This window comes from Pararhizobium sp. PWRC1-1 (assembly GCF_049897905.1).
GTDB lineage: Bacteria > Pseudomonadota > Alphaproteobacteria > Rhizobiales > Rhizobiaceae > Pararhizobium.
The window spans coordinates 1-21,306 of sequence record NZ_JAFCXE010000010.1 but is presented as its reverse complement, the minus strand read 5'-3'; the positions used below and the strand labels follow the sequence as shown (position 1 = coordinate 21,306).

Here is a 21,306-nt window from a genome sequence, read left to right as displayed (position 1 = left end):
CGGCGTGTTGACGCGTGCGGCTAAGCCACAATGCTGGCTTGCTCGCTCTCGCGCCAAGAATTTGGCAGAATTCCAGCGATTCGTGCAGACATTCATGACGGCTTAGTCCGCACCGCGGGCGAGGCCTAAAAGCCGCCACCACGGAAAGACATCAAAACAGACTATGACCGACAGCAACGATCTCTTTTCAGCATTGCCCCTGGTACCGAAGCCTGCGACGGATCCCGTCGTGCCGAAGCCGGTTGTTGTGAAACCCACGGCCGCTCCCTCGGTGGAGCAACGCAGCGGCGCCTCGACGACGCTGAAGGCCGATACTGGCGACTACAATGCATCGACGATCGAGGTGTTGGAAGGGCTGGAGCCGGTTCGCCGGCGGCCGGGCATGTATATCGGCGGCACCGATGAAAAGGCGCTGCATCACCTGTTTGCCGAAGTCATCGACAACTCGATGGACGAAGCAGTTGCCGGACACGCCAACTTCATCGACGTCCATCTCGATGCCGAAGGTTGCCTGTCCGTCACCGATAACGGCCGTGGTATTCCCGTCGAGAACCATCCGAAATTTCCGGGCAAGTCGACGCTCGAAGTCATCATGACCATCCTGCACGCAGGCGGCAAGTTCGACAGCAAGGTTTATGAAACATCCGGCGGTCTGCACGGCGTCGGCGTTTCCGTCGTCAACGCGCTTTCGGATGTTCTGGAAGTCGAGGTTGCCCGCAACCGCAAGCTCTACCGCCAGCGCTTTTCACGCGGCATTCCGCAGGGTGGGCTGGAGGAACTGGGCGACGTCCAGAACCGGCGCGGCACCAAGGTCAAATTCCATCCGGATCCGGAAATCTTTGGCCCGCACGCAAAATTCGATCCGGCCCGGCTGTTTCGCATGGCGCGGTCCAAGGCGTACCTGTTTGGTGGCGTCGAAATCCGCTGGTCCTGCGATCCCTCGCTGATCGAAGGCACCGACACGCCGGACAAGGCGGTATTCCACTTCCCCGGCGGCCTGAAGGACTATCTTCAGGCGACGATGGGCAAGGAATTCACCGTCACCCGCGAAATCTTTGCCGGCAAGACGGAAAAAACCGGTGGCCACGGCGCGATGGAATGGGCCGTCACCTGGTATGGTGGCGACAGTATCGTGCATTCCTACTGCAACACCATCCCGACACCGGAGGGCGGCACACATGAAGCCGGCTTCCGCATCGCGCTGACCAAGGGCCTGAAGGCCTATGCGGAACTCACGCAGAACAAGCGTGCGGCGATCGTCACCACCGAAGACGTGATGATCTCGGCGGCCGGCATGCTATCGGTGTTCATCCGCGAACCGGAATTCGTCGGCCAGACCAAGGATAAGCTGGCGACCGTCGAAGCCCAGCGCATCGTCGAGAACGCGCTTCGCGATCCGTTCGACCACTTCCTCGCCGACAACCCTCAGGAAGCCCACAAGCTCTTGGAATGGGTGATCGAGCGCGCCGACGAACGCGTGCGCCGCCGCAAGGAAAAAGAGGTTACCCGCAAATCGGCGGTGCGCAAGCTGCGCCTGCCGGGCAAGCTTGCCGACTGCTCGCAGAACTCGGCCGAGGGTGCCGAACTGTTCATCGTCGAAGGCGATTCGGCTGGTGGCTCGGCGAAGCAGGCGCGCAACCGCTCCAACCAGGCGATCCTGCCCTTGCGCGGCAAGATCCTCAACGTTGCCAGTGCCGGCCGCGAAAAGCTGGGGGCCAACCAGCAGATCAGCGATCTCGTTCAGGCGCTCGGCTGCGGTACCCGCAGCAAGTATCGCGAGGAAGACCTGCGCTACGAGCGCGTCATCGTCATGACCGATGCCGACGTCGATGGCGCCCATATCGCCTCGCTGCTGATTACCTTCTTCTATCAGGAAATGCCCGAACTCGTCCGCGGTGGCCATCTCTATCTGGCTGTGCCGCCGCTCTACCGCATCACGCAAGGGGCCAGGACACTCTACGCCCGCGACGACGCCCATCGGGTGGAACTGATGGAGACGGAGTTCAGCGGCCGCGGCAAAGTCGAGATCGGCCGCTTCAAGGGTCTTGGCGAAATGATGCCGGCACAGCTGAAGGAAACCACCATGGATCCGGCCAAGCGCACGCTCTTGAAGGTCGCCATCGATGAGGTGGATTTCGAGGGCACGCGCGAAGCCGTCGATAATCTGATGGGCACCAAGGCCGACGCCCGCTTCCGCTTCATCCAGGAACGCGCCGTGTTTGCAGATAACCTGGATATCTAGCCCGGGGCTTCACGGACAGATTCAACACGCTGTTGAACTGATTCAGATTTCCGCTCCAACTCACGGAGCGGAAACGATTTTTTGCTTCGGGAGGCTGACCCTGCGTCAGGCGATGGATTTTTCCATGAATAGGCTGAACGGGTCCGGTTGATAGGAGCCGAACGGCCCGATTTCGACATACCCCGCAGTCTTGTAGAGGCCGATTGCTTCCGGCTGATAGATGCCGGTCTCAAGCCGGATCGCCGACAGTCCGGCATCGCGGCCGTGGCCTTCGAGATGATCCAGCAGCTTGCGGCCGATCTTCAGGCCGCGTGCCTTTGGATCGACGAACATGCGCTTGATCTCGGCGCTGCCGTCTCCGGCATCCACCAGCGCACAACAGCCGACAACGTTTCCTTCGTGACGGGCGACGAAGAAGGAGACAGACGGTTTTTCCAGTGTCGAGACATCAACGAGATGATTGCTTTCGGCCGGATAGAGCGACTGCGCGTAGGCATCGGATTGGTCGAGCAAGTGCAGGACGCCCGGCTGGCGTGGCGATTCTTTTTCAATGGTCAGAGTCACTTGGCGTTATTCCTTCACAGGTCGATTCATGCCGTTCGCAGTCAACACTAGAAGCAGCGTGCTGAAAACGACAGACGGTAAATTTCGCCATGCCCGACAATCACCGCGTAGCTAACGGAGCGCAGTTTTGCTGGCAAACCGGCAGAAGCAAATTGTTTCCAGCTTGCTGACAAACCCGTTTTTCACCATTTGTCAGGTCGTTTGGGAAATTGTGAGACTGCGAAGTTTCCGTCATCCCTGTGCTCGTCACAGGGATCCTGTGTGTCTGAACTGTGCTTTAATGGGGGCGGGCGGAAGGCCGTCGGGATCCCGGTCGTTGGAGACCGTTTGCTGGCTCTGGTCCTCCGCCCGCTTTTGATACCCGAACCTGAACAGTTGACGGAGGCCGTGACAGCGGACCTCGCATCACAGGAAGAGGCACGCCATGATACACCCTGATGTCATCGGATGCGATATTGCCAAAGCGCATCTGGATTTTTTCGACAGCGCCCTCAATCGCCAGTCAGCTTCATTGAGCTGAAAGAGTCTTTTGACCCGACGGACGTCGGGTCACTGTATCCCCGCCACAAGGGCGAGGATGACGGAGAATGGGGTACCGCTCTCCCCAGATAATCGTTTTCAGGATTTGTCAGAAGTCTGAGAAACAAATTGTTTCCAACTTTTCCGACTTCGCCTTACTTCCGGAGCAAATGGGCTTTTAGCTCTGCATACTGAAGAATCGCTACACGCAAGGAGCGATATCTTTCCCTTTCGGAGAAACATCCACGATGGTTCCTGCCCTGATCGTTATGACAATTCTCGGCTGCGACGACAGCGTCAGCCAGTGCCACTACGTCTCAACCGTCAGCGGCACATGGCAGAGCATTGCCGTCTGCGATGCGGAATCGCAGAAACAATTGCCGAAATTCTCCAATGCCAACTATCCGGTGATCGTCGCGGTCTGCGAAACTTCCGGCGACAAGATGGCGGAAGCAAAGGATCCCGCACCTGTGCCCACAACACAGCCTGCTCTCGATCAGGTGCATGCTGTCACGCCGGACGCAGTCCCGGCACCACCCACCGCCGAACAGAAACAGCCAAGCTTGCCCCGCAGGACATTGGCGATGGTGACCGGAGCCCTGCCCGACGCCTCAGACCTGCGCAATGCTGTGACCAAGCCTGTCCACTATATTGAGGATGGCTATTCCTGGGTGGCGCGGAAGTTTACGAAGTAGCCCCTATGCCAACCCGGCAGCGATCAGGCTTTCGGCGCTGGCGCGGATTGCCTCATCCTCTGAACGCGGTTTCCAGCCCAACAAACGCTTCGCCTTTTCGTTCGACACGCGCGCGTCGCGGCCCAGTTCGCCGACGATCAATTTCAGGCCGGGATCGAAGCGCGAGGCTAGTCCTGCCAGCCAGTTGGGCAAAACGAATTTCGGCAGTTTTTTCCCATAGGCCGGGAAATCCCGTTTCAGTACCCTGGCGATGTCCTTGATCGACAGCGCCTCGCCGGCGATGATGAAACGCTCGCCGGCCGCCTCCGGCATTGTCATGGCAAGAACATGCGCCTCTGCCGCATCGCGCACATCGACGACCGGCACACTGAAATCCGGCATGGCGGGATAGCGGCCCTTCATCAGGCTTTGCACCAGACCGACCGACGTGCCTGTCTCGGCGCCAAGGATGGGGCCAAGGATCATGCCCGGATTGACAACGACCAGTTCAAGGTCATTTTTGCGTGCAAAGTCCCAGGCGGCGCGCTCGGCGAGCGTCTTCGACTTGTAATAGGGCGTTGCAAGCACGCCGTCGACATCGGTCCAGTCCGTCTCCGAAAAGGGCGCCCTGCCCGGCCCATAGCTGATGGCGGCGATGGAGGAGGTCAAAACCACTCGGCCGACACCGGCATTTTTTGCGGCTCGCAGCACGCGCAGCGTTCCCTCCAGCGCCGGGAGAATGAGGTCATTTTCATCCTTGGGAACATGCGAGGGAAAAGGTGATGCCGCGTGGATGACATCGGTTACGCCGGAAAATGCCGCGCCCCATCCCTCGTCCGACAGGAGATCGGCGACAACGAAGGAGAGCTTTCCACCATCGGCACCCTCCGCCGACCGGATCGCCGCCTCGATGGACTTTGCCTTTTTTAGCGATCGCAAGGTTCCACGAACATCATATCCTGCCTGCAGCAATCTTGCTGCGACATGGCGGCCGAGAAAACCGCCTATTCCAGTCACGGCGACCAGCTTGCGTGCATCCTTGTTCATCATCTATCTCTTCTCTGTCATTCTGACATTTTTGATCTATTTTGTCAGTTTGACATTTTTAGTCCAAAGTGTCAATTCAACAGAATGGACGAGAAGAAGCAGCATATCATGACAGCGGCCGCGGAAGTTTTTACCCGTTACGGCTTCAAGAAGGCGTCGATGCAGGACATTGCCGATGCTGCCATGATGTCGCGCGCAGCGCTTTATCTGCATTTCAGAAACAAGGATGATCTGTTCCGGTCGCTGATGACATGGCATCACGGCGCGGCTTTGACGGCGGCGGAGGCGGCCTTTTCGTCCAGCCGCCCCTTCATCCTGCGGATGGAACATGCGCTGACGGATTTCACCATGACGATCATGGCGCCCGTCAAGGCAAGCCCGCACGGGCTGGAACTGTTCGAGGCAAACCTGCTGCTGGCCGGTGACATTAATGCGGCAACCTCACTTCGCCTGCGTGCACTCATCGAAAATGCAGTAAAGACCGCGATCTCTGAGGGCGAGATTTCGCTCTCCGCAACCGGCCTTTCGGCCGAAGCGCTGGCCGATCTGCTTTACGTCTGTCTGGACGGAATCAAGAAAGCGCCCAACGGACTTGAAAAACTGGACCAACGGTTGGCCGCCCTGATGCGCCTGCTCGACACGTCAACACGGCCTTCCTGAAAAATCAGGCCGCTTCACGAGCTGCAAGCAGCGCGTAATCGCGGGCGCTCTGGCGCTGTTCGGCAATCGTCAGCTTCTCGATGAGATCAGCAAGGCCGCCGGAGGCATCGGATACCTGGCTCCTGCCGCGCAGTTTAGACAACAAGGCGGTGGAAATAGTGGCCGTCACAGTGGGTGAGCCAACCCGGTTTTCCTTGCGCCAGATCAGCACGGCCTCGGCAAACAATGCGCTGACGTCTCGGCCAAGCCCCGCACTTTCGAACAAAGCCCGGATGGCGTGGATACGGCCATCCGACAGGATCGAGCGAACCCGCTTGTCGGCGACATCAGACAGGTTGACAATGGCGGCTGCGAAAAAGTCGATCTTGCCGGAGCACAATGCGTGCAGAAGGAAGGCCGGCGTCAACCGTCCCGTTACCCGAAGATGCTCGACGAGGTTGGGGATCTGATCAGCCTGGGCTGCCCCCGCCATGCCGACGGCAGCCTTGTCGCAGGCTTCGCGGGTAATCCGTTCGACGCGGCGTTCGCCGATCACGGCCTGCACGAGACCGAAGCCGGAAAGTGCCGCTCCAACCTTCTCGACCAATGCATGACGGGCATCGGCCGGAAGATCGTCACGGTCAAGCAACGTATTGCGGACCGACCAGAGATGGCCGAGCCGGTCGCTCAGGCGTTTCAGCGTCCGGCAGGAAAACCGCGCCTGCTCATTTTCGAGCAGGATCAAAACCTCTTCCTCGCCGCCGATCTCGGCGATGGCCGCGGCAACGGGCCGGGACATGGCCTGGCGGGCCGCAATGACTGCGCGGGTTTCAGGCGTCCCCTTGGCGGCGAGATCGACAAGGTCCATATCGTTGAGCACAGGAGAACGCGAAATGACGGCATAGGCGGTTTCAGGCTGGTCTTCGGCAAGCGACAGGATGATCGCCCGGGGAATACGGGCGCAATCGGCGACAGCCTCGGCAAGCGCCAACCGGACTTTTGGCGAGGGATCATCGAGAAGAAAGGTCATAGCCATTTCGGCGGCATGCTGGTCGAGCGTATTCATCTCCGCCGTAACATAGGCACGGCCCAAAGCCTGCGCTGCGCGAACCCGATCGCCGGTTTTTGCGCTTTCGACCCAACGAAGAAATGCTTGAATGATCACCGACGCCTCACTACACACCAACCAGCCACATCATGGTGCGGTTACGTTAGCGATCAAAGGTTTAAGATTGGTTCACCATGTCCGTTAACCGCTTCGAAATGACGTTGCCTATGTTTTGCACAACACCGGATGCGCTGGTGTCGCAGGCTGATGCGCATGAGAGTGCGACCGTCATCCTCGATATCCGCAAGCACTGGGTAACAAAGGGCGCGGCCGGCGAGGCGCAGGCGGCACTCAGGCAGAGGCGGTCGACAGCGGGCTCAACGCTGTTTCGCGTTGGTAGACCCGACGATGAGGCCGGCCAGACCGCGATCGAGCGGCTAGTGGCATTGCGGCCGTATGGCTTTGTGCTTTCCGGCTGCGACGGTGCCGCCGACATCCAGAAGTTCGATGTCATGCTGCGGGTCGCGGAAGCCAGCCAGGGGATCGAGGCGGGATCGACTGGGCTGGTTGCCGAGCTTGGAGAGAATGCGGCGTTCGTTCTCTCGCAGGCATCATTGAAGGACGTATCGCAGCGGCTGAAAGCTGTCATTTTCGACAGTGAAGGCGTGACACAGACGACCAAAAGCCAGGCGTTCAACGCTGCAGCTTCACGGACCGGTGCACCGCTTCTCCTTGCCCGTGCTGTCGCTGTTATCAAGGCACGGCAGGCAAGCATTGCCTGCTATGAACTGCTGCAAGAGAGGGATGACGACCCGCAGACCCTGCGCGATATAGCGCTTGCCGATGGTTTTTCCGGCGTGGTTGCTCGCAACGCCGCGCAACTGGCGGCGCTCTCGGCGTCTTGAGCGACCTGCCCTAGCGTTTGGGCCGGAACATCTCGAAGACATCCCCGGCGTCGCAATAGTCCATGTACCCCATACGCCCCACCGGCCGGACCTTGGCCATGTCGAAACGGCCATCACGGATCGCCTCTTCGCGAATATGGATGCCGACAACCTGACCGATCACCACATGGTTTTCAGAGAGCGTTCCGTCGAGCGCCTTCGGCTGAAATATTTCCGTGACCTTGCATTCGAGGGCCGCGTAAGCTTCGGCAACGAAAGGCGCCTGCACGAACTGGCCTTCGACTGGCGTCAGTCCGGCAAGCGCAAACTCGCTCTCCCCATGCGGAACGGGAGCGGAGGTGACATTCATCGCCTCGCGGATATCGAAGCTGACGAAATTGGCTGAGAATTCGCGGGTTTCCTCGATATTGCGGACCGAATCCTTGCGGCCTGACGAAGAGAACATCACCAGCTTCGGCGTATCGCTGATCGCATTGAAGAAGGAATACGGCGCCAGATTGAGGCTGCCATCGGCAGCCCTCGATCCGATCCAGCCGATCGGCCGCGGCGAGACGATGGCCTTGAACGGATCATGGGCAAGGCCATGGACGTTTTCCGCAGTCGCATAAAACATCAGGCGTCCTCACCCACCCAGGTGACGATGTCGGCAAGCTCTGGCCGCGGGCGTTCCGTCGGCGGAACCTGAGGCGTGCCGATGTGAATGAAGCCGGCGATTTTTTCGCCGGGCTGAACGCCCAGCAGCTTATGGGCTTTTTCATCGAAGGCGTACCATTCGGTCAGCCAGTTCGAGCAAAAGCCGAGGGCGTTGGCAGCCATCAGCAGATTGAGGCAGACGGCACCGGCAGACATCAGCTGTTCCCACTCCGGCACCTTGACATGCGGGGCTGCCTTGCTGACGACGGCGACGACGACCGGCGCGCGGGACAGCCGGGCATTTTCCACCTTGATCATCTCTTCCGAAAGATCGGGTTTGGCCGCGAGCGCCATTTTCGCCAGTTCGGCACTGATGCGAACCCGCTCTTCGCCGCGGTAAACGATGAAGCGCCAGGGGGCGAGCTTGCCGTGATCCGGCACGCGCGAGGCAAGCGTCAGCATCTCTTCGATTTCAGCCGTGCCCGGCCCCGGTCCGCCCATCTGAAAGGCCGGAATCGAGCGTCGGGTTGCCAGATAATCACGCAGGCTGATTTCAGTTTTCATTACCGTCCGTTTCCACTAGTTTGCCACCGCACGCCGCTACCACGAGGGCAGCCACGAAATTGCCATATCGGCGTTTCAAGTGGAGCCACACACTCAGGATGTCAACCACCCCATGCGCATCAAGGCCGGTCACGTTCGCGCTGTCACCATAGCGCTCGTTCTCGCAACAGTTGGCACCCGTGCGCCGCAGGCGCAGGAACTTGCCGACCCCTTCAAGGCCTTCCCGGCGATCGCCGCCCCATCCAAGAAAATGCCGAAACTCAACAGCTTCAATCCGATGATCCCGGATGCCGCGACGCAAGGTCCAACGGCAAAAGACATTGAGCTCGAAGCGCATCTGACCGACAAGGGCAAGTCTGTCGAGCAGGGCCTGACCTGGCGCGTTTTCAGCCCTATTCCCGGCTCGGATGGCAAGCTGCCGCTGGTGGCAACGTCGGAAGGCGGATCGGCGGCGTTCCAGCTCATTCCCGGCGAATATTTCGTCAATGTCGCCTTCGGCCGCGCCGGCGCGACGCGCAAGATCAGGGTGGCGGACGCTGGCCCCGTCGCAAAACAGGTGCTCGTGCTGGATGCCGGCGGCGTTATGCTCAATGCCGTATCCGGCAGCGACGTGCGCATCCCACCGGGCGAACTGAGCTTTTCGATCTTTTCGGCAGATTCCAAGGAAGACGGCGAACGCGCGCTGGTGGTTGCCGACGTCAAGCCCAATACGGTCATCCGGTTGAACACCGGCACCTATCATGTCGTTTCCAACTACGGCTCGGTCAATGCCGTCATTCGCGCCGATATCCAGGTGGAAGCCGGCAAGCTGACGGAAGCGACGATCCAGCACCGCGCCGCCAAACTGACGCTGAAGCTCGTCTCGGAGCCTGGCGGCGAAGCAATTGCCGATACCGCCTGGTCGATCCTGACCTCATCCGGCGACGTCGTCAGCGAAAGCGTCGGCGCCTTCCCGACGCTGGTGCTGGCCGAAGGCGGCTATTCGGCGGTCGCGCGCAACAATGAGAAGATTTTCCAGCGCGACTTTACCGTCAAGGCCGGCGTCAACACCGATGTCGAGGTTCTGCTCAACGACAAGGGCGTACAGCCCGCATCCGGCGCTTCCGACGCACAGGACTGAAGAATTAGGACGCAGCCCTTTTGAGAAACCGGCGGCGCGGCGGCGCCATGCAGAACACCCCGTCATAAATCCGCGTCAGGATATCCTTGCGATCGGCAATGGCGCTCAACTCTTCCCAGGAAATCAACTGGCCGATGCGTGACGAGATGGTCGTGCCGGAAAGCCTGCGAAACTCGCGGATCAACAGCGAGATGCGCAAGGTCAGCGAGACCTTGCTCGCCAGGTGAAACAGCCTGCCGTTCTGGCCTTCGAAATAGATCGGGATGACGCTTGCCTTGGCCGCCTGGATGAGTTTGGCCGGAAACATCTTCCACGGCAGATCCTCGGCCCTGCCAAAACCCTTTCTTGCCGTGGCAACACCGCCGGCCGGAAAAACAATCAGGGTGACGCCCTCCTTGAGAAGCCGCACGGCCTCGTGGCGCGTCTGCATGTTGATTGCTAAGGCCTCCTTGGTTTCCTCAAACGAGATCGGCAGCGAATAAGGCGCCATTTCCGGCACCTTCAGCAATTCGTTATTGATCAAAACCCGGAAGGGACGGCCGAGCTGTTCGGCAAGCGACAGGACGGCAATGCCGTCGCCGATGCCGAAGGGATGGTTGGCGACGATGACCACGGGCGTATCGGGCAGATGACGCGGCGGCCATTCACCCTGGACGTGGACGCGCACATTGATCAGATCGAGCATTTCCCCGAAAATGCGGTCGCTCTTGCCGACAATCGTATCGCGCCATTGCGTGTAGAGCCGGGCATAACGATTGCGCCCGGCAAGTCCTTCCATGGAGCGGATAAACCAACGTTTCAGCCGTCGATCATTCTCGTTGGCATAAGACAGCTCTTTGAACTGCACGTTGTTCCCCGTTCCAAGAAAAGGTGTGCCCGAAGGGAGGCAGCACAGGCATTTACCGGATTTGCGTTGCAGCGGCAGGCATTTCTGATCACGCATCAACCGGATAGTCTGCAAATGTTACAGTTTTCTGACATAAGACTGAAGGTGCGGCTCTGCCGCACCTTCTTTATTAGATCATACACACTTTCGCGGGGATCAGGCCTTAGCCTTGCTCCGCCGCTCAGCCTTGCGCTTCACATCCGGCGGCGTTGCTTCAGAGACCAGCGAAGCGATTGCCTCGTCGAGCGTCATCGGCGTCTGCGCCTGCGAGCCAAGCCTACGGATATTGACCGTCCGCTCTTCGGCTTCGCGCATGCCGCAGACGATGATCACCGGCACCTTGGTCACCGAATGCTCACGGACCTTGTAGTTGATCTTCTCGTTGCGGAAGTCGGTCTCGACCTCAAGACCGGCATCGCGCAGCAGTTCGGCAACTTCACGCCCATAGTCGTCGGCTTCCGAGGTGATCGTGGCAACCACAACCTGCAGCGGTGAAATCCACAGCGGCATATGGCCAGCGAAGTTCTCGATCAGGATACCGAGGAAGCGTTCCATCGAGCCGCAGATGGCGCGGTGGATCATCACCGGCTGCGTCTTTTCGGAGTTGCTGTCGATATAGAAGGCACCAAAACGTTCCGGCAGGTTGAAGTCCACCTGCGTCGTGCCGCACTGCCATTCACGGCCGATGGCGTCCTTCAGCGTATACTCGAACTTCGGACCGTAAAAAGCGCCCTCGCCCGGCAGGATACCGGTCTTGATGCGGCCTTCCGACTGCGCCTCGATCGTTTTCAGCACATCCATCATGACGCTTTCGGCGCGATCCCAGAGCGCATCGTCGCCGACGCGCTTTTCCGGACGGGTCGATAGCTTGACGACGACTTCCTTGAAGCCAAAGTCCTGATAGACCGACAGGATCAGGTCGTTGATACGCAGGCACTCGGCCGCCATCTGCTCATCGGTGCAGAACACATGCGCGTCGTCCTGCGTGAAGCCACGCACGCGCATCAGGCCATGCAGCGCGCCCGAAGGCTCGTAGCGGTGAACGTTACCGAACTCGGCAAGGCGGATCGGCAGTTCGCGATAGGATTTCAGGCCATGCTTGAAAATCTGGATATGGCCGGGGCAGTTCATGGGCTTCAGCGCAAAGACGCGCTCGTCGTCGGTTTCGTCACCGGCAACGGTCACCTTGAACATGTTGTCGCGGTACCAGCCCCAGTGGCCCGAGGTTTCCCACAGCGACTTGTCGAGCACCTGCGGTGCGTTGACTTCCTGATAGGTGCCAGCCAGACGGCGGCGCATATAGGCGACCAGCGTCTGGAAGACGCGCCAGCCCTTGCCGTGCCAGAAAACGACGCCCGGGCCTTCCTCCTGGAAATGGAACAGGTCCATTTCGCGGCCGAGGCGGCGATGGTCGCGCTTTTCGGCTTCGGCCAGGATATGCAGATACTGGTCGAGTTCTTCCTGCGTGCGCCAGGCCGTGCCGTAGATGCGCGTCAGCATCGGATTGTTCGAGTCACCGCGCCAATAGGCACCGGCCACCCGCATCAGCTTGAACGCATTGCCGATCTGGCCGGTTGAGGCCATATGCGGTCCGCGGCAGAGATCGAACCAGTCGCCCTGATAGTAAATCTTCAGGTCTTGATCTGCAGAGATCGCATCGACCAGTTCGACCTTATAGTTTTCACCTTTGTCGGCAAAGACTTGACGCGCCTTTTCGCGCGGCCAGATTTCCTTGGTGAAGGGCTTGTTGCGCTGAATGATCTCCTTCATCCGTTTTTCGATCTTCGGCAGATCGTCGGGCGTGAACGGCTCATTCTTGGCAAAATCGTAATAGAAGCCGTTCTCGATCACCGGGCCGATGGTGACCTGCGTGCCGGGCCACAGTTCCTGCACGGCCTCGGCCATCACGTGAGCGGTGTCGTGGCGGATCAGTTCCAGCGCGCGGGCATCTTCGCGGGTGACGATCTCAAGCTTGCCGGTGACAACCGGATCTGACAGGTCGCGCAGCTCGCCATCCAGCGCGATCGCGATGGCTTTCTTTGCAAGCGATTTGGAGATCGATTCGGCGACTTCGCGGCCCGTCGTGCCAGCGGCATAACCGCGGACGGAACCATCGGGAAATGTAAGGGAAACAGCGTCAGACATCATAATCTCCTATCCAGTCCCGCCAACGAATGCGGGTGGTATGGGTGGAAGCCGGTAATGCCGGCGCGTGCGGTGCGCGGTATAAAGGGAAAGTAGCGGGATTGGAAGAGGTGGTGAGGCCATCTACGTGACGGCTTCGTTGAAACGTTAACCGGCATCAATGCAAATCGCTTTCGGCAATGATTGAATCAGCGTGCCTTTCTGCTAGGTTACATGTAACCCAGTATTTTGAGAGAACCTCCATGTCCTCAAAACCCTCACGTGTAAAAGTCGGTGAACACCGCGCGCGATTGCGCGCTCAGGGCCTTCGGCCGATTCAGATCTGGGTACCGGATGTGCGTGCGCCTTCGTTCAAGAGCGAGGCGCGCCGCCAGTCGCTTGCGGTTGCGCAAAGCGCGCAGGCAGAAGACGATCAGGCCTTCATCGATGCGGTCTACGACCGGGGCGATGAATGAGGCGCGGCGACATTTGGACCGTTGCCGGCGGCGCGGATTATGCGGGCAAGCCGCGCCCAGTCGTCATCATCCAGGACGACCATTTCGATTCGACGGCGTCGATAACCATCTGTGCCTTCACATCGGACGAAACGGAAGCGCCACTGTTTCGGCCTCCTGTCGCGCCGAGCGCACGCAACGGCCTTCTTGGGGTGTCCCGCCTGATGGTCGATAAAATCACGACCGTCCCGAAATCGAAAATCGGGCGGCAGATCGGGCGGCTGGAAGACGAGGATATGCTGCGGCTCAACCGTGCCCTGCTGGTCTTCTTCGGGCTCGCTGGTTCGATGAAGAAACAGGTTTAGCGGCCATTGACTGGCAGGAAGGTCCGCTTGCCGATGTCAGTTGCGTTTCACGTCCGGCATTGCGTCGAGCATTGCGTTAAGCCCGTTGACGGTGTTGGCGTTGCGCAGCGTACCCACGCCCAGCTTCTTCGTCGTCAGATGGGATAGAAGCTTCGTTTCGCTCGGCTTGCCGCCGAAATCGATCCAGAGATCACCGTCAACCAGGGCAAGGCGCAGTTCGAGGGGTGCGATCTTTTCGAGTTTTTCGAAATGCGTGGCGGCGAGCGGCTGGCGCATGACGCGCACGGCGACAACGCTGCCGTTGCCTTCAGGGAAGGGATTTTGGCCGGCAAGCCGTTTCCAGCCACTGGCGCTTCGCACGATGATATCGACATGTTTTCCGAAATGCCGGCGAAACCCCTCCTCGAGCCGCGCCTCGATCACCGCGACCGGTTCGCTGGCGGACTCGAAGACCAGGTTTCCGGTCGAGACAAGCGTACGAGCACCGCGAAAGCCGAGCCCTTCGGCCATCGCCCGCAAGTCCGACATCACCACACGGCGCCCAGTGCCCAGCATGATGCTGTGGAGAAGAGCGACATAGACCGTCATTGCGACGCAGCCGCAGGCCGCCAGTAGCGCCAGGGCGTATACCAGTGCTTCGACGGCGGCAGTTTTTCCGGCACAGGATCAAGCCCGCTCGTACCGCCCGGGCCGCAGCGGAGGAAACGGAACAGCACCATCCAGCCACCTGGCCAGAAACCGTGGCGGGCGATGGCTTCGTAGCCGTATTCGGAACAGGTCGGGATATGGCGGCAGGAATTGCCGATGAAGCCGGACAGCGTCAGTTGATAGAGCCGGATGAAGGCCATGCCGAACAGGCGTCCGGGTGTCTTTCGAAACGGTCCTGCATAGTTCCGGCCTGAATAGGACCGACTGGCGTCGGTAGCCTCATGGCGTTCGCATCCCGGTTCGCCGCACATATCAGACCACTGCCTTGACCAGACGGGACGCTTCGATTTGGCCGATCGCATCGACGACGGCATCGAAGGTCAGCATGGTGGACGCATGGCGGGCCTTGTAATCCTTGACGGGTTTGAGGAAGCGCATGTCCTCGAAACGGCCGGATGGCCCCTCGCCGTCCGCCTTCAGCATTGCCAGCATATCCTCGCGCGCCTGGCGGATTTCAGAGGATGTCGCACCGACGACATGGCGGGCCATGATCGAGGATGACGCCTGTCCGAGCGCGCAGGCTTTGACCTCATGGGCGAAGTCGGTGACGGTATCGCCGTCCATCTTCAGGCCGATCTTCACCTTCGAGCCGCACAGCTTGGAATGGGCGCTTGCCTCGGCATCGGGATTAGCAAGCGTGCCGCTTTTGGGGATATTGCCGGCGAATTCTAGAATCCTGCTGTTATAGATTTCATCCATCATTCGGCGCGATCCGCTTGTTTTTGCGCGTTTTCAGGCAAACGGCGCATGATTTTCTATCGTATCTCAGAAAAAAACACAGTGTCTCCATCTGCGCCCCTTCCACATGTATCCCGGCATATTATATGGTATGTCGTGTGGGGGCGACAGGTTCGCAAGAGCGAACAGTCGCCTGTTGTTTGGGAAACCGTGCCGGATGATCCAGAGCCCTTAACCTCTGCAAATCAAAAAGCCCCGGAGCCCGCCGACGGAAACCAGGCCTGAAAACGTCAGGTCAATGGCCAGTGGCGAGTTGTCCGAAAAGATAAACGTCAAGTAACGCGTGTTACGCCAAGAGGCCATTATGGACGCCATAGTCAAGAATTTTCCTGCCCTGCCCGCCGTTGACGGCCGGCCGAGCCAGAAGGAAGCCGAGGACGCCGTTCGCGTTCTCTTGCGCTGGGCCGGTGACGATCCGGCGCGCGAAGGGCTTCTCGATACGCCGGCGCGCGTCGCCAAGTCCTACAAGGAACTGTTTTCGGGCTACGACCTTGCTGCCGAAGACGTTCTTGGCCGCACCTTCGAGGAAGTCGGCGGCTATGACGACATCGTGCTCGTCAAGGACCTTCAATTCTTCTCGCACTGCGAACACCACATGGTTCCGATCATCGGCAAGGCGCATGTCGCCTACCTGCCGGATGGTAAGGTGCTCGGCCTGTCGAAGATCGCCCGCGTCGTTGATATCTTCGGCCGCCGCTTGCAGACGCAGGAAACCATGACGGCGCAGATTGCCAAGGCGATCGACGACACGCTGCAGCCGCGCGGTGTCGCCGTGATGATCGAAGCTGAACATATGTGCATGGCGATGCGTGGCGTCCAGAAGCAGGGCTCGACGACATTGACCACCACCTTTACCGGTGCCTTCAAGACCGAGCCCGCCGAACAGGCCCGCTTCATGACCATGCTGCGGGGCTTCAAATAAGCTCCGTCAACCGGAGCTTTTCCGATGACATTTGAATTTAACCGCCCGTCCACCGACAAGGCGGAACTGGAATCCGGTTCCGCCTTCACGCCCCGTTTCGACGCCAATGGACTGATCACCGCCGTCGTTACCGACGCCGGTGACGGTACGCTGTTGATGGTCGCGCACATGAACGCCGAGGCCTTGGCGCTGACCATAGAGACCGGCATTGCCCACTACTACAGCCGCTCGCGCAAGAGCCTCTGGAAGAAGGGCGAGACGTCCGGTAACCTGCAGAGCGTCGAAGAAATCCGCACCGATTGCGATCAGGATGCACTGTGGCTGAAAGTTCGTGTTGCCGGACATGATGCGACCTGCCACACTGGCCGGCGTTCCTGCTTTTATCGTGTCGTCGGCGCCAAGGACGGTGTCACGTCACTTAACATTGTTGATACCGAAATTCATTTCCATCCCGATGAGATCTACGGCAAAAATTAATCATCTGACGCTTTTTGGCGCAAGTTTTTCGCTGATTCACGATTTCGCAACCAGACTGGGAGCGTAATCCCGACAACAAGGATGGGTTCCGCCGGGAACACCTGAACGGAACGCCCTCCAGTAGATTGAGTTTTTACGGCATGCGCTTGCAACGCAGTAAAGCGAGACGTGACGGCCTGTAACAGTGTGTTCTGCGGCATGGAGGTGCCGGATGTTGAACTGGACATTCAATCGCAGCGGTATCACCGCAGATGCTTCCGTGCCCGGCGGACCCTCCCACGCCCTGAGCGCACCTCCCCCCGAACAGATCAAACCACCGAAATCGAAGATCGCCCTTGCGCTTGGCGGCGGTGCTGCACGCGGCTGGGCTCATATCGGTGTGCTGAAAGCGCTGGACGAAGAAGGTATCGAAGTCGCGATGATCGCCGGAACATCGATCGGTGCGCTGGTCGGAGGTTGCTATCTGGCCGGAAAGCTCGATGAACTCGAAACCTTCGCCCGCTCTCTCACCATGCGCCGCATCGCCGGCCTGCTTGATTTCGCCATCGGCGGCGGCGGCCTGTTTGGTGGGCTGCGGCTGACCAAGCGCATGCAGGAGCACCTGCAGGACATGTCGATCGAAGACCTCGACCGGACGTTCGTTGCTGTCGCGACCGAGGTCAATTCGGGCCACGAGGTCTGGATCGGCCAGGGATCGCTGATTACGGCGATCCGTGCTTCCTATGCCCTGCCGGGCATCTTCGAGCCCGTCAAATGCAACAACCGCACCTTGATGGATGGCGCGCTGGTCAATCCGGTCCCGGTATCGGTCTGCCGCGCCCACGAGCAGCAACTGGTTGTTGCCGTCAACCTCAACTACGATCTCTATGGCCGTTCCGCCGTTATCAAGCACAATGCGGGAAGCCGTGCGACCGAGCAGCCGCCGATGCCGAAACAGCCGGAAGGCCAAGCCGGAAGGATGGGCATGACCAGCGTCATGGTCCAGGCCTTCAACATCATCCAGGATCGTATTTCGCGCGCACGGCTAGCCGGCGATCCGCCGGATCTGGCGCTGCATCCCAAGCTCAACGATATCGGCCTGTCGGAGTTTCACCGTGCTGGCGAAGCGATCGATCGAGGTTATTACGAGACCAAGTCGAAGCTCAGCGAGTTGCAGCGGCTTCAGGATGTGATGCTGCGATAATACCGGCGTTGACGCCCACGTCTGCCGCGCGGCCCATGAGGGCGCGCGGCATTTTCGTGTGTCGCGGGTCGATTAACCGGCGATATAGGCCTTGATCTGCTCGGCTTCGTGTTCGATTGCCCGGATATGATGGCGCACCGCATCGCCGATCGAGACGATGCCGACAAGGCGGCCGTTCTTTTCCACCGGAAGATGGCGGGAGCGCATGTTGTTCATGATCTCCATAATGTCATTGATGGTCATTTCCTCGGTGCAGCTATAGACCTTCGACCACATGACGGCTGTGACCGGCTTATCCAGACAATCGGCGCCGAACTTGGCCATTGCGGCCACCACGTCGCGTTCGGTCAGGATGCCGGCGATCTTGTCACCGGGTTTTACGATGATAACGGCACCGATACGATTTTCGCTCAGCAAAGCAACCGCCTGGCGCACTTTCGCCTGCGGATCGACCGTCACCACCTGACGGCCTTTTTCATTCAATATTGCCTTAACAGACATTCAAACCCTCCCGTTTCAGCGACCTGCATCTGACCGGGATATTGGCGAGCCGCAAAGCGCTACTTGCGCTGCTGCTATGGACCAATTCGCAAGACAGACATCATTCCTGTCGCGTTATCTGCCCATTGGCACAAAACCGGGCTCCTCCCGGTTCAATGCCTTCGGATGCGAATGGTGCGCTACAGACCGGCGAAAATCAAGCGTTCTCGATGCGATCACTCTTCTTTCGACGGGCCGTTGCGGGGATCGAAAAGGCCAAACAGCAGGAAACCGAACAGGAAGCCGCCAATATGTGCTTCCCAGGCGATGCCCCCGGCCCCGCCAAAGGCAAAAACGCCGAGGCCAATCAGGAAATTGGTCAGGAACCAGATGCCGGCGAAAACCACGACCGACCGGTTCGCCAGCGCCTCGCGCACCGTCAGGCGACGGTTGAGATGGGCGAACTGGCGGCTGATGCGGCCGCTTGGGGAAAAGACAAACCGGGCGGCAGCGCCCATCAGACCGGCAACAACGCCCGAAGCTCCGACGACGACGACCATCTCGCCCCAGTGAAATGCGGTATGCAGGGCCACGGCTGCGACCGCCGAAAGGCACCAGAACAGGGCAAGCCGCAGCATGCCTATCCGTCGGATGACCGGCGCGCCAAAGGCGATCATCCAGAAGCCATTGAAAATCAGGTGTTCCCAGGAACCATGCAGGAATGAATAGGTGATCGGGCTCCACAGCCAGGCGAGGCTCTGGTCAGCCAGCGAATGGTCATACCGCGCCGGCAGGAAAGCAAAGTTGAAGATCAACTCCTCATCGAGACCCGACGGCAGCACATATGTGCGCACAGCGTGAATGGCCACCAGCAGTACCAGTATCGCAACAAGTCCGGACGGCAGATTGAAGGCAGGCTCACTTGCCCGCTGCACGGTGCCGGCTTCATCGGCTTGCGGAGATGTCGCATCGCCCGGTTGGTCTGTCATGCCGCTCACTGTTCTTTCTGCGGTTTCGTCCATTGCCGCCTTTGTCATGTCACCGCTCTATACGATTCACGACCACGTCAAAAGTGGCGAGATGCGCGGCATCTATTCGCGCAGGGACGGACTGGGCCTTAGCGAAGGTTATCGCCTGCCGCGAGACGAAAAAAAGGCCGTCCAGTCAAGAGACTGAACGGCTGGTGAGCTCCCAAAAACCCCGAGCCCTAAGTTGTGTGCCGAAGGCAACCCTTCGTGAAGTGATATCCTTCCATGCCATCTGCACGCATCTCTTTCAATCTAAACCAAACATTAACCTTAATATCGCGCTGGCACGGAAATCGCAGTGTCATCCTTGCGGGCGTGTTTTTCCCGCCGGATGTGCCAAAGCGGCACACATATGTTTCGAATGGAATGAGAGCATGCGCAGCAAGACCGCTATCGAGATCTACGCCTATTGGGATGAGCTGCGGGGGCATCGCGATGTGCCGGCCCGCAGCCAGATCGAGCCTGGTCATATTCGCAATATCCTGCCGGATCTGTTCATTCTCGAAAAAACACCGCGTGGCGATATCCGCTTCCGGCTTGCCGGCACGCGCATCTGTGCGCTGTTTGCGCGCGAACTGCGTGGCTCGACATTCGATGCACTCTGGCTGGCCGAGCAGACCAGCCGTCTTGCCCGCATCGCCGATGACGTGATGGCGCAGAAAACGCCGGTCGTTCTGTCGGCATCATCCCTTGCCGGCACCGCCGATCGCCTGCCGACCGAAATCATCCTGCTGCCGTTGCGCTCGCCGGATGGGGTTGTCGACCGGATCATCGGCGCGTTGGTGCCGTTGTCGAGACCACTTTGGCTGGAGGCTACGCCCGTCAATTATCTCGATCTTGGCGGCATCCGCGTGATTGATATCGAAAAGACCAACCTGTTTGCGCAGAACCGGCCGGAAAAGCCCCTGCCCGCATCCAGCCAGCCGATGATCAATCACAGTCTTGCCGGCGCAATCCGCCGCGTTCTGCATCTTCGGGTGCTCGAGGGCGGCCGCAGGGATTAATACGGATCAAATGCGGGCACACAAAAAAACCTTCTGTTAACTGGAAGCGGTTAAAGCTGTGGCTTGGATGGACATCGCACAAGTGTGGTCATGTATTCGTTTCAACAAGCACAGACTGCCGGCCCCAAGCAGCACAACGAAGGCGCTTTCCAGCGTGTTTCGGTGAACCTGACGGGCCGCCTCATGCTTGCCAACCACGACGAATTCGAATGCACCGCCATCGATATGTCGCCGGGTGATGTGCTGTTCACCTGCGATGCACGGCCACGTGCTGGCGAACGCATCATCGCTTATGTCGATCATGTCGGCCGCTTGGAAGGCACGGTTTCCCGTCTTACCGAAAATGCCTTCGTCATTCAGATCAACGCCACCGACCGCAAGCGCGAAAAGCTTGCGGCACAGTTGACCTGGATTGCCAACAAGCACGAACTGGGACTGCCGGAAGACCGGCGCCACGACCGTCTTGCGCCGCGCAAGACCCGCACGGAAATCACCCTGGAAGACGGCAGCAAATATGTCTGCCGAATCATCGACCTTTCCCTGTCCGGTGCCGCCGTCGACATGGAGACCCGCCTGCCACTCGGCACATCCATTCTGCTCGGAAGCATGAAGGGTCGCGTCGTGCGTCATTTCCAGGAAGGTGTGGCGATCGAATTCCTCGGAATTCAATCGCGTGAGGCTCTGCGCGAGTTTCTTTAACGTCAAGGCACCATTTTCCGCCCCATCAAGCTGCCAGCGATAGGCGAAACGGGATGACGCGGTAGCTTCAGCCAGTCAGACTCCTGACAAAGTCATTTTCTCCTCATTTGGCAGGTCACTTGGGAGATAATGCGATTGCCAAATCTTCCGTCATCCCTGTGCTTGTCACAGGAATCCTGTGTGTCTGAACTGTGCTTTAATGGGGGCGGGCGGAAGGCCGTCGGGATCCCGGTCGTTGGAGACCGTTTGCTGGCTCTGGTCCTCCGCCCGCTTTTGATACCC

General features: G+C 59.3%; 25 protein-coding genes. 13 read left to right on the top strand and 12 right to left on the bottom strand.

Going from position 1 to position 21,306, the window contains the following annotated elements; genetic code table 11:
• Positions 1–163: 163 nt before the first annotated feature.
• Positions 164–2,242 (top strand): DNA topoisomerase IV subunit B, encoded by a 2,079-nt coding sequence (parE, locus tag ACP7E0_RS16370; protein ID WP_426126112.1) that lies wholly within the window; start codon positions 164–166, stop codon positions 2,240–2,242.
• 105 nt (positions 2,243–2,347) lie between these two features.
• Here the strand turns inward: parE and ACP7E0_RS16365 are convergent, their stop codons facing one another.
• Positions 2,348–2,806, bottom strand: a complete 459-nt coding sequence (locus ACP7E0_RS16365; protein WP_426126111.1) for a GNAT family N-acetyltransferase — start codon at positions 2,804–2,806, stop codon at positions 2,348–2,350.
• A 767-nt stretch (positions 2,807–3,573) separates the two neighbouring features.
• Here ACP7E0_RS16365 and ACP7E0_RS16360 point away from each other — a divergent pair.
• Complete coding sequence (locus ACP7E0_RS16360) at positions 3,574–4,020, top strand: hypothetical protein (RefSeq protein WP_426126110.1); 447 nt, start codon at positions 3,574–3,576, stop codon at positions 4,018–4,020.
• Positions 4,021–4,023: 3 nt separating this feature from the next.
• Here the strand turns inward: ACP7E0_RS16360 and ACP7E0_RS16355 are convergent, their stop codons facing one another.
• Positions 4,024–5,049, bottom strand: coding sequence for an SDR family oxidoreductase (locus ACP7E0_RS16355; protein ID WP_426126109.1), 1,026 nt, complete (start codon positions 5,047–5,049; stop codon positions 4,024–4,026).
• A gap of 105 nt (positions 5,050–5,154) precedes the next feature.
• Here ACP7E0_RS16355 and ACP7E0_RS16350 point away from each other — a divergent pair, with 105 nt between their 5' ends.
• On the top strand, positions 5,155–5,706 hold the full coding sequence (locus tag ACP7E0_RS16350; RefSeq protein WP_426126108.1) for a TetR/AcrR family transcriptional regulator: 552 nt from the start codon (positions 5,155–5,157) through the stop codon (positions 5,704–5,706).
• 4 nt (positions 5,707–5,710) lie between these two features.
• Here ACP7E0_RS16350 and ACP7E0_RS16345 read toward each other — a convergent pair whose 3' ends face one another.
• A complete protein-coding gene (locus ACP7E0_RS16345) occupies positions 5,711–6,850 on the bottom strand; it encodes a DUF2336 domain-containing protein (RefSeq protein WP_426126107.1) in 1,140 nt (379 codons plus the stop codon).
• 110 nt (positions 6,851–6,960) lie between these two features.
• Here ACP7E0_RS16345 and ACP7E0_RS16340 point away from each other — a divergent pair, with 110 nt between their 5' ends.
• Positions 6,961–7,638 (top strand): aldolase/citrate lyase family protein, encoded by a 678-nt coding sequence (locus ACP7E0_RS16340; protein WP_426126106.1) that lies wholly within the window; start codon positions 6,961–6,963, stop codon positions 7,636–7,638.
• A 10-nt stretch (positions 7,639–7,648) separates the two neighbouring features.
• Here ACP7E0_RS16340 and ACP7E0_RS16335 read toward each other — a convergent pair whose 3' ends face one another.
• Together ACP7E0_RS16335 and ACP7E0_RS16330 are read right to left on the bottom strand one after the other, a co-directional pair.
• Complete coding sequence (locus tag ACP7E0_RS16335) at positions 7,649–8,251, bottom strand: flavin reductase family protein (protein ID WP_426126105.1); 603 nt, start codon at positions 8,249–8,251, stop codon at positions 7,649–7,651.
• On the bottom strand, positions 8,251–8,835 hold the full coding sequence (locus ACP7E0_RS16330; protein ID WP_426126104.1) for a nitroreductase family protein: 585 nt from the start codon (positions 8,833–8,835) through the stop codon (positions 8,251–8,253). Before ACP7E0_RS16330 ends, ACP7E0_RS16335 begins: the two co-directional genes overlap by 1 nt.
• A gap of 112 nt (positions 8,836–8,947) precedes the next feature.
• Here ACP7E0_RS16330 and ACP7E0_RS16325 point away from each other — a divergent pair, with 112 nt between their 5' ends.
• Entirely contained in the window at positions 8,948–9,955 is a 1,008-nt protein-coding gene (locus ACP7E0_RS16325; RefSeq protein WP_426126103.1) for a hypothetical protein, read from the top strand.
• Positions 9,956–9,959: 4 nt separating this feature from the next.
• Here the strand turns inward: ACP7E0_RS16325 and ACP7E0_RS16320 are convergent, their stop codons facing one another.
• The gene (locus ACP7E0_RS16320; protein WP_426126102.1) at positions 9,960–10,802 is read right to left on the bottom strand and encodes a lysophospholipid acyltransferase family protein; all 843 of its coding nucleotides are present in this window, start codon (positions 10,800–10,802) and stop codon (positions 9,960–9,962) included.
• 195 nt (positions 10,803–10,997) lie between these two features.
• Complete coding sequence (gene thrS / locus ACP7E0_RS16315) at positions 10,998–12,986, bottom strand: threonine--tRNA ligase (protein WP_426126347.1); 1,989 nt, start codon at positions 12,984–12,986, stop codon at positions 10,998–11,000.
• 242 nt (positions 12,987–13,228) lie between these two features.
• Here thrS and ACP7E0_RS16310 point away from each other — a divergent pair, with 242 nt between their 5' ends.
• The gene (locus ACP7E0_RS16310) at positions 13,229–13,441 is read left to right on the top strand and encodes an antitoxin MazE family protein (protein ID WP_426126101.1); all 213 of its coding nucleotides are present in this window, start codon (positions 13,229–13,231) and stop codon (positions 13,439–13,441) included.
• Positions 13,438–13,785, top strand: coding sequence for a type II toxin-antitoxin system PemK/MazF family toxin (locus tag ACP7E0_RS16305; RefSeq protein WP_426126100.1), 348 nt, complete (start codon positions 13,438–13,440; stop codon positions 13,783–13,785). The genes ACP7E0_RS16310 and ACP7E0_RS16305 overlap by 4 nt, the downstream gene beginning before the upstream one ends.
• 36 nt (positions 13,786–13,821) lie before the next feature.
• Here the strand turns inward: ACP7E0_RS16305 and ACP7E0_RS16300 are convergent, their stop codons facing one another.
• The 3 genes from ACP7E0_RS16300 to ACP7E0_RS16290 are packed head-to-tail and all read right to left on the bottom strand — an operon-like array spanning position 13,822 to position 15,195.
• Positions 13,822–14,373, bottom strand: a complete 552-nt coding sequence (locus ACP7E0_RS16300) for a DUF1697 domain-containing protein (RefSeq protein ID WP_426126099.1) — start codon at positions 14,371–14,373, stop codon at positions 13,822–13,824.
• Entirely contained in the window at positions 14,370–14,744 is a 375-nt protein-coding gene (yidD, locus tag ACP7E0_RS16295; RefSeq protein ID WP_426126098.1) for a membrane protein insertion efficiency factor YidD, read from the bottom strand. The genes ACP7E0_RS16300 and yidD overlap by 4 nt, the downstream gene beginning before the upstream one ends.
• Position 14,745: 1 nt before the next feature.
• Positions 14,746–15,195: an iron-sulfur cluster assembly scaffold protein gene (locus ACP7E0_RS16290; protein WP_426126097.1), complete on the bottom strand. Its 450-nt coding sequence runs from the start codon at positions 15,193–15,195 to the stop codon at positions 14,746–14,748.
• A 340-nt stretch (positions 15,196–15,535) separates the two neighbouring features.
• On the opposite strand from ACP7E0_RS16290, the gene folE reads away from it, so the two are divergent.
• From folE to ACP7E0_RS16275, 3 genes are all read left to right on the top strand, one after another.
• The gene (folE, locus tag ACP7E0_RS16285; RefSeq protein WP_426126096.1) at positions 15,536–16,153 is read left to right on the top strand and encodes a GTP cyclohydrolase I FolE; all 618 of its coding nucleotides are present in this window, start codon (positions 15,536–15,538) and stop codon (positions 16,151–16,153) included.
• A gap of 24 nt (positions 16,154–16,177) precedes the next feature.
• On the top strand, positions 16,178–16,630 hold the full coding sequence (gene hisI / locus ACP7E0_RS16280; protein WP_426126095.1) for a phosphoribosyl-AMP cyclohydrolase: 453 nt from the start codon (positions 16,178–16,180) through the stop codon (positions 16,628–16,630).
• Between the two features lie 211 nt (positions 16,631–16,841).
• Complete coding sequence (locus ACP7E0_RS16275) at positions 16,842–17,813, top strand: patatin-like phospholipase family protein (RefSeq protein WP_426126094.1); 972 nt, start codon at positions 16,842–16,844, stop codon at positions 17,811–17,813.
• Positions 17,814–17,885: 72 nt separating this feature from the next.
• On the opposite strand, the gene ACP7E0_RS16270 is transcribed toward ACP7E0_RS16275, so the two are convergent.
• Positions 17,886–18,314, bottom strand: a complete 429-nt coding sequence (locus ACP7E0_RS16270; protein ID WP_426126093.1) for a CBS domain-containing protein — start codon at positions 18,312–18,314, stop codon at positions 17,886–17,888.
• A gap of 215 nt (positions 18,315–18,529) precedes the next feature.
• On the bottom strand, positions 18,530–19,282 hold the full coding sequence (locus tag ACP7E0_RS16265) for a rhomboid family intramembrane serine protease (protein ID WP_426126092.1): 753 nt from the start codon (positions 19,280–19,282) through the stop codon (positions 18,530–18,532).
• Between ACP7E0_RS16265 and ACP7E0_RS16260 the strand changes: the two genes are divergently transcribed.
• The 3 genes from ACP7E0_RS16260 (at position 19,281) to ACP7E0_RS16250 (ending at position 21,024) form a co-directional block, all read left to right on the top strand.
• The gene (locus ACP7E0_RS16260; RefSeq protein ID WP_426126091.1) at positions 19,281–19,469 is read left to right on the top strand and encodes a hypothetical protein; all 189 of its coding nucleotides are present in this window, start codon (positions 19,281–19,283) and stop codon (positions 19,467–19,469) included. The genes ACP7E0_RS16265 and ACP7E0_RS16260 overlap by 2 nt on opposite strands.
• Positions 19,470–19,695: 226 nt before the next feature.
• Positions 19,696–20,325 (top strand): PAS domain-containing protein, encoded by a 630-nt coding sequence (locus ACP7E0_RS16255; RefSeq protein WP_426126090.1) that lies wholly within the window; start codon positions 19,696–19,698, stop codon positions 20,323–20,325.
• A gap of 90 nt (positions 20,326–20,415) precedes the next feature.
• Positions 20,416–21,024, top strand: a complete 609-nt coding sequence (locus ACP7E0_RS16250) for a PilZ domain-containing protein (protein WP_113318266.1) — start codon at positions 20,416–20,418, stop codon at positions 21,022–21,024.
• Positions 21,025–21,306: the final 282 nt, after the last annotated feature.